At 68.1% G+C, this 7316-nt stretch carries 7 protein-coding genes; 5 read left to right on the top strand and 2 right to left on the bottom strand.

All coding sequences use genetic code 11. The annotated features are described in order from the left end of the window. The 5 genes from mltB to lipB all read left to right on the top strand — a co-directional run. On the top strand, positions 1-966 hold a 966-nt coding region (mltB, locus tag AB7F93_RS13775), incomplete at its 5' end, for a lytic murein transglycosylase B (RefSeq protein WP_428303484.1). Between the two features lie 31 nt (positions 967-997). Beyond that, a complete protein-coding gene (locus AB7F93_RS13780) occupies positions 998-1783 on the top strand; it encodes a septal ring lytic transglycosylase RlpA family protein (RefSeq protein ID WP_428303485.1) in 786 nt (261 codons plus the stop codon). Between the two features lie 76 nt (positions 1784-1859). After that, the gene (locus tag AB7F93_RS13785; protein WP_428303486.1) at positions 1860-3002 is read left to right on the top strand and encodes a D-alanyl-D-alanine carboxypeptidase family protein; all 1143 of its coding nucleotides are present in this window, start codon (positions 1860-1862) and stop codon (positions 3000-3002) included. 4 nt (positions 3003-3006) lie between these two features. Beyond that, entirely contained in the window at positions 3007-3882 is an 876-nt protein-coding gene (locus tag AB7F93_RS13790; RefSeq protein WP_428303487.1) for a D-amino acid aminotransferase, read from the top strand. Then, entirely contained in the window at positions 3879-4514 is a 636-nt protein-coding gene (gene lipB, locus AB7F93_RS13795; RefSeq protein ID WP_428303488.1) for a lipoyl(octanoyl) transferase LipB, read from the top strand. Before AB7F93_RS13790 ends, lipB begins: the two co-directional genes overlap by 4 nt. 108 nt (positions 4515-4622) lie before the next feature. On the opposite strand, the gene AB7F93_RS13800 is transcribed toward lipB, so the two are convergent. Both AB7F93_RS13800 and AB7F93_RS13805 read right to left on the bottom strand, forming a co-directional pair. After that, positions 4623-5069 (bottom strand): Tn7 transposase TnsA N-terminal domain-containing protein, encoded by a 447-nt coding sequence (locus tag AB7F93_RS13800; RefSeq protein WP_428303489.1) that lies wholly within the window; start codon positions 5067-5069, stop codon positions 4623-4625. A 2-nt stretch (positions 5070-5071) separates the two neighbouring features. Next, a complete protein-coding gene (locus tag AB7F93_RS13805) occupies positions 5072-7195 on the bottom strand; it encodes a DEAD/DEAH box helicase (RefSeq protein WP_428303490.1) in 2124 nt (707 codons plus the stop codon). Positions 7196-7316 lie beyond the last annotated feature (121 nt).

Genomic DNA, 7316 nt, shown 5'->3' on the forward strand with positions numbered 1-7316 from the left:
GCCGCGGCATTGCTCGCGCTCGGCCTCGCCGCCCCGGCCGTGGCGGTACCGCTCGCCGAGCACCCGCCGCTGCGCGCGCTGATCGACGACCTGGTCGACAAGGAGGGTTTCGAGCGCGCGCCGCTGGAGCGGTTGCTCGCCGGGGCGACGTTCCACCAGAGCATCATCGACGCCATCACCCGCCCGGCCGAGAAGATGCCCTGGCACCGCTACCGGCCGATCTTCATGACCGAGCAGCGCATCGCCGGCGGCGTCGAGTTCTGGCGTACGCACGCCGAGCTTCTGGCGCGCGCCGAGCGCGAGCACGGCGTGCCGGCATCGGTGATCACCGCCATCATCGGCGTCGAGACGCGCTACGGCGCCGTGACCGGGCGCTACAAGGCGGTCGATGCGCTGGCCACGCTCGCCGTTGCCGGCCTGTCGCGCAGCGCCTTTTTCGGCGGTGAGCTGCGCCATCTGCTGCTGCTCGGGCGCGAGGAGCGCCTGGACCTGGCGACACTCAGCGGCTCCTACGCGGGCGCGCTCGGCCTGCCGCAGTTCATCCCGTCGAGCTACCGGGCCTACGCGGTCGATTTCGACGCCGACGGCCGGCGCGACCTGCTCGGCAGCCCCGCCGACGCCATCGGCAGCGTGGCCAATTACCTGGCGCGTCACGGCTGGCAGCCGGGCGAGCCGATCAGCGCGGCGGCGAGCGTTACCCCCCCCGACGCCAGCCTGGCGCAGGGTGATCTGAAGCCCACCCTCACGCTGGCCGAGCTCGGCCAGCGCGGCGTCGGCGTGCCACCCGGTGCCGCGCCCGCGCTGAAGGCCAAGCTGATCCGTCTGGAAGCCGAGCAGGGCGACGAGTACCACCTCGGTTTCCAGAACTTCTACGCCATCACCCGCTACAACCACAGCGCGCTGTACGCGATGGCGGTCACGCAACTGGCGGCGGCCATTGGCGAACGGCGCGCGGCGACGCCCTGACATCGGCGTTGCCGGCGCGTGGCTCGCGCTGGTGTTGATAGCGCTGCTGGCCGGCTGCGCCGGACCGGCTACGCGGCCGGCGCCCGATTACCGGCGCGACGGGCCGCCGAGCGGCGCGATCAACCTCGACGCCATCCCCGATGCCATGCCGCGCGCCGAGCCGCCGTGCCGGCCGTGCTCGCGGCCGTACCAGTTCGAGGGCGTCACGTACCGGCCGCTCGCCAGCGCCGCCGGCTATGAGATACGCGGCATCGCCAGCTGGTACGGGCGCGAGTTCCACGGCCGCGCCACGTCGAACGGCGAGTCCTACGACATGCTGGCCATGACCGCCGCGCACCCGACCCTGCCCATCCCGAGCTACGTGCGCGTCACCCACCTCGGCAACGGGCGCAGCGTGGTGGTGCGCGTCAACGACCGCGGCCCGTTCAAGCGCGGGCGCGTGATCGACCTGTCCTACGTGGCCGCCGCCAAGCTCGGGCTGATCGGGCCGGGCAGCGGTCCGGTCGAGGTGCGCGCCGTGCTGCCGGGCGTGCCGAACTTCCCAACGGCGCCCGTCACTCAGGTGGCAACGGCCCCGGTGGGCGGCGATGCGGTCTTCCTGCAGGTCGGTGCGTTTGGCGATGCCGCCGCGGCACAGCGCCTCGCGGCCCGCCTGCGCCAGGAGAACTTGGCGCCGGTCGCCGTGCAGGCCGACAATACCGCTTCGCGCGGCCTGCACCGGGTGCGTCTTGGCCCGCTGGCGCCAAGGCAGTTCGATACCGTTGCCGCGCGCCTGGCTGCGCTGGGCCTGCCGGCGCTGCGGGTGCCGGCGAACTGACGCGACCCCGGTTTGGTCGCCCGCTGGGCCCCAGCCCTCGCCGCGGCCTCCGATTTCCCCGTATCCAAGAGTCACCATGTCGATTCGATCGTCCGTTGCCCGCTCCGCCGTCGGCCTGCTGCTCGCCGTCGGCACCGTTCACGCCGCGCCGGTGCCAAGCGCCCCGCAGCTCGGCGCGCGCAGCTACCTGCTGTACGACTACCACACCGGTCAGGTGCTCGCGGCCAGGGATCCCGAGGTGCCCCAGCCGCCGGCGAGCCTGACCAAGGTCATGACCGCCTATGTCGCCTTCGACGCGCTGCAAAAGGGCGACCTCAAGCTCGACGAAGAAATCACCATCAGCAAGGACGCGTGGCGCACGGGCGGCTCGCGCAGCTTCATCGATCCGGCCAAGCCGGTGCCGGTGGAGGTGTTGATCCACGGCGTGCTGACGCAGTCCGGCAACGACGCGACGCTGGCGCTCGCCGAGCACATGGCCGGCACCGAGACCGCGTTTGCCGACCTCATGAACGCGCAGGCCAAGCGCCTCGGGCTCGCGCAGACCCACTTCGTGAACTCGCACGGCCTGCCGGCCGACAACCACTACTCGAGCCCGCTCGATATGGCCCGTCTCGCGGCGGCAACCATCCGCGACTTTCCCGAGTACTACCCGTGGTACGCGCTGAAATCCTTCAGCTGGAACAACATCACACAGCCGAACCGCAACCGCTTGCTGTTCTGGGACAAGACCGTCGATGGCCTCAAGACCGGCCACACCGACGCTGCCGGTTACTGCCTGGTGACGTCCGCCAAGCGCGATGACATGCGTCTGATCGCCGTCGTCATGGGCTCGGCAAGCGACCAGTCGCGCTTTCAGGAAGCGCAGGCGCTATTCAACTGGGGCTTTCGCTTCTACGAAACACACCGCCTGTACCCGGCCGGCGAGAAGCGCACCGACGCGCCGGTGTTCGGTGGCGAGGAACGCTCGGTGCCGCTGGGTCTCGCCGACGATCTGTACGTGACCGTGCCGCGCGGCAAGTACGACGAGCTGGCGGCGTCGGTCGAGGTCGCGCCCCGTCTGATGGCGCCGGTGGTGAAGGGCTCGGCGCAGGGCACGCTGCGCCTGAAGCTCGGTGACGAAGTGGTGCTGGAGCGCCCGCTGGTGGCGATGGCGGACGTCGGCGAGGGCAACCTCTTCCGGCGCGCCATCGACGCCGCGCGCCTGTGGTGGCAGGAGTAATCGCGTGACCGCGACGCTGCCCGGCGAGGCCGCCGTCACGGTCTACCTCGACGGCGACTTCATGCCGCTGTCGCAGGCGCGCATCCACCCGCTCGACCGCGGCTTCATCTACGGCGACGGCGTGTACGAGGTGATCCCGGCCTACGGCGGGCACTACCTGCGCCTTGACGCGCACGTCGCGCGGCTCGAACGCAGCCTCGCCGAGGCCCGCATCGCCAATCCCCACACCGCCCCGCAGTGGGCCGACATGCTGACCGAGCTGCTGGCGCGTCACGGCGGTGGCGATGCGTCGGTGTATCTGCAAGTCACCCGCGGCGTCGCGCCGCGCGATCACGCCTTCCCGGACTGCCCGCCGACGGTGTTCGCCATGCCGCGGGCGCTGAAACCCGTGCCGGCGGCGCAGGTCGAAAACGGCCTGCGCGCGGTGAGCCTTGCCGACATCCGCTGGCAGTGGTGCCAGATCAAGTCGATCTCGCTGCAGGGCGCCGCCATGCTGCGCCAACAGGCCGTCGACGCCGGCGCCGACGAGGCCATTCTGCACCGCGGCCGGTGGGTGACGGAGGGCGCCGCCGCCAACCTGTTCGCCGTCATCGACGGCGCCGTGGTGACGCCGCCGCCGAGCAACTGGCTGCTGCACGGCATCACCCGCGACCTGGTGCTGGAGCTCGCCGCACAGGTGGACCTGCGCGTCGACGAGCGCCCGTTGCGCCTGAAGGAACTGCTGGCGGCGGACGAGATCTGGCTGTCGAGCTCCACCAAGGAAGTGCTGGCGGTGACGCAGCTCGACGGCGCGCCGGTCGGCGACGGCCGGCCGGGGCCGGCCTGGCGGCGCGTGTGGGACGCGTACCAGGCCTTCAAGGCCGATCTTCGCGCGCAGTGAGCCTGCGCCTGCGCCTGCGCCGGCGGGGCCGGGTGGACTACGCCGCGTGCCTTGCCGACATGCAGAGCTTCACCGACCAGCGCGGCGCGGATACGCCCGATGCGCTGTGGCTGGTCGAGCACCTGCCGGTCTTCACGCTGGGCCTGGCCGGCAAGCCCGAGCACGTGCTCGACGCCGGTGACATCCCGGTCGTGCGCTGCGACCGCGGCGGGCAGGTGACCTACCACGGCCCGGGGCAGGTGGTGCTGTACGCGCTGCTGGACTTGAACCGCGCCGGACTCGGCGTGAAGGCGCTCGTCACCACGCTCGAACAGGCCGTGATCGACCTGCTGGCTGGGCTCGACATCGCCGCCGAACGGCACCCCGGCGCACCCGGCGTGTACGTGGCGGGCGCCAAGATCGCCGCGCTGGGTCTTCGCGTGCGGCGCGGCTGCTGCTACCACGGTCTCAGCCTCAACGTGGCGATGGACCTTGCACCGTTCGCCCGCATCAACCCGTGCGGCTACGCGGGGCTGGCGGTGACGCAGCTGCGCGATCTCGCCCCGGCGGCGACCGATCCGGTGCAGATCGGCGAGCGTCTTGCCGCGCAGCTCGCAGCCCTGCTGGGTCAGCCGCTGGTCGCGGGCAATTAATTGTCCCAGTGGCTTCGGCTGCCGGGCGCGGGGCCTCTTCGGAGACCCTCGCTTTTTCGGGGCGCCGTGTTGGACCAAGCGCGGCGCGCGGAGTGGTCCGATACGCGATTACTTCAGCAGATCGTCCAGTGACTTCACGTTGCGCGGCTTGCGTCCGGCGTTTCTTTCCAAGCGATCAAGGGCCTGATTCTCCGCGAACAGCGCGCCGCGGCTATTCTCGACGAACCGATAGATCATTCCCCTTTGCCTGCACCACCTATCCGCAGCACGCCGCTTGTCGTGCGTCTCGATCCAGGCCAGAAAACCTGCGCCCTTCGTTTCGTGCAACTCCTTTGACCCGTCGGCGAACGTCACCAGGAAGTCCGGAACATACTCACGCGGGATGAATCCCATCATGCGATAAGGGATTCGGATTCCGTGGTCCTTGGTCCACGAGATCACACCCCCCGCGCGCTCCAGCTCCAGCATGTAGTCGCGCTCAAGCAGGCTGTCGTAGTTGCTCTCGCCGCGCGGATTGCGCTTCAGGCCGGTGAGTCGCCCGCGCCTCGAGAACACGGCTAGGCGTCCTCACCGAGTATGCCCATGACGATGTCCGGCCGGCGAAATTCCTCAACGATTTGCGGCAAACAGAAGCGCAGCTTCTGAAGGTTCGCCAGTTCCGCCGTGTCGAGCCCGGCGAGGCCGTCAATCGTGAACACGTCCGAGATGATCCACTCCAGCGCCTGTATCAGCTTGAGCGTCTGATCCGCCGTTTCCATCTTGAAGCAGGCGGTCAGTGCGTAGTGCGGCTCGTTGAGCAGATCGGTCCTCAACTCCGCCGCCAGTGCTTCTCTGGTCATCGCGGTTACGGCTTCCACGGTGGACTGATTCAACTCAGGCAGGTTGATCGCGTCGTCCGGCAGCTCGTGCGCGGTCGTGTCGGAGCCGAGCCGCTGGCTCTTGATGTTGGTGATCTTCTGCAAGGCCGACGCAATGCGCTTGTCGAACTTCAGCGTGCGGAAGTGCTCCTGCCAATCCGCTATGGGCGTGATCCCGGAAGCCGTCGGCAAGCCGGCAATGATGTCTTCAATATCCAGTTCCGGCTTTTTTTCTCTGCCTTCATCTTCGTCAGGTTCGGAAGGCGGTGGCGGTTCGAAGGGGAGGTCCTCCATCGTCCGCTCGTCCACGACGTCGCCCGGATTCAGCGGCTTGGCGTATTCCTGCGCTGCCAGCAGTTGCCATAGCCAGCCGTGGTTGAAGGCCGGATGGTCAACCGAGAACAGATGGTCTCGCTCGCTGGGCGGGCGGATGCGTCGCAACCCGCGGCCGATGATCTGCGGTCCATACACGGTGTAGATGCGCTCGCCCTTCTTCTGGTAGCTGAACTTGCGGAACAAGCAGATGACCGCAATGTTCCGCACGTCCCAGCCCTCTCGCAGCATGCTCACCGCGATGATGACGCGCACCTGCCGGGTCTGTTGCCACAGCGCCGCGTCTTCGGCGTTCAGACCCTCCGGGCTGCGTCTGCCCAGCAGAAAGGCTTTCTTGTTCTCCAGCTCGTCCTGTTTGCTGTGCACCAGCAGCAGTTGCTCGCGCTTGTAGCTGAACGGCGCGGCTTGAAGGGTCTCGTACATCTGCCAGGCGTCCTTCTGCGATAGCGCAACGACCAGCAGCAGCGGTTCCCAAGCCGGCTCGGCCCTTTCGTTGCGCGGCACGCATTTGCGCTGGTAGTCCAGACAGCTCTGCGCGATCTGGAGCTGCTGCCTGCGCGCGTTCTTGGCGGTGACGAAGCGCACCGCCCCGCCGCGCCTCAACTCTTGCTCGATCTGCTCCCAAGGCACGTCCTCGACGTCCAAGGTCTTGATGACCTGATCGTTTTCGTCCCACTCCTCATATTGCAGCCTGACGCTGGCAATGTCCGGCTTGGTCACCACCACCTGCTTCACCACGCCGTCCTGCATCGCCTGCTGGACGTGGTACTCGTAGATCGGCGGGTAGGTGTCCAGGTCCTGCTTGTCCAGGCGGAAGGGTGTCGCGGTCAGGTCCACGCGCGCCTTGGTCTTGCTGCGGCCCAGCAGTTTGAGCACTTCCCGGTATTGCTCGGCAGCCGCGTTGTGCGCTTCGTCGTTCAGCAGCACCAGGTCATGCACAGCATCGGACAGCAGCACTTCCAGCGACGGCGACTGCCGGTTTTCGTAGAGCTGGTGGATGTTGGAAACGATCACATGCGCGTCGCGGATGCCCGCTGCGTCGCCGCTGTCGCGCAGCACCGTGCACACAAGCCGCTCCGGGGTGTGCTGGTGGCTGTTGAAGAAGAACGGAAACTCCCTGTAGGCGTAGGCGGGGTTACGGACCTCGAAGTCTTCCTTCACCCGCTCGCGCACGATGGTGTTGGGCACCAGGATCAGGAACTTCTCATGGCCGCGCACCTGCCAGAAATAGGCAATCAACCCAGCCATGATCACGGTCTTGCCGCCGCCGGTCACGATGTCGAGCAGGCTTTCCCACTTGCCTAGTTTCTCGCCGGCGTAGATGACCTTGGTGATGGCCGTGTATTGGTGCGGGAAGAGCGGCTTTTCCCAGTCGTGGCCCTTGATGCGCTCGATGAACTGCCGGGCGACCGCCGCCTGCTGGGGCGAGAGGTTGGGAAAGTCCGGCTCCTCCAGCCACTGCCGGTAGTCCAGTTCGGCTTGGGTGAGCATCGGCCTACACCTGCTGATGCGCGACGGGCTTCAGTTCGCAGCGGCCGTCGGCGACGGTCACCTGGGCGACCGCGGTAGCCTGCCCGTCCAGGTTGTCCTGCACCCGCGCGGCGATGGTGTA

The sequence above is a fragment of the Immundisolibacter sp. genome (assembly GCF_050250495.1).
Classification (GTDB): Bacteria; Pseudomonadota; Gammaproteobacteria; order Immundisolibacterales; family Immundisolibacteraceae; genus Immundisolibacter.

What these genes read in the sequence shown, in the direction of transcription:
- AB7F93_RS13785 (WP_428303486.1), top strand. Translation starts at nt 1,860, where the DNA reads ATGTCGATTCGATCGTCCGTTGCCCGCTCCGCCGTCGGCCTGCTGCTC.
- AB7F93_RS13805 (WP_428303490.1), bottom strand. Translation starts at nt 7,195, where the DNA reads ATGCTCACCCAAGCCGAACTGGACTACCGGCAGTGGCTGGAGGAGCCG.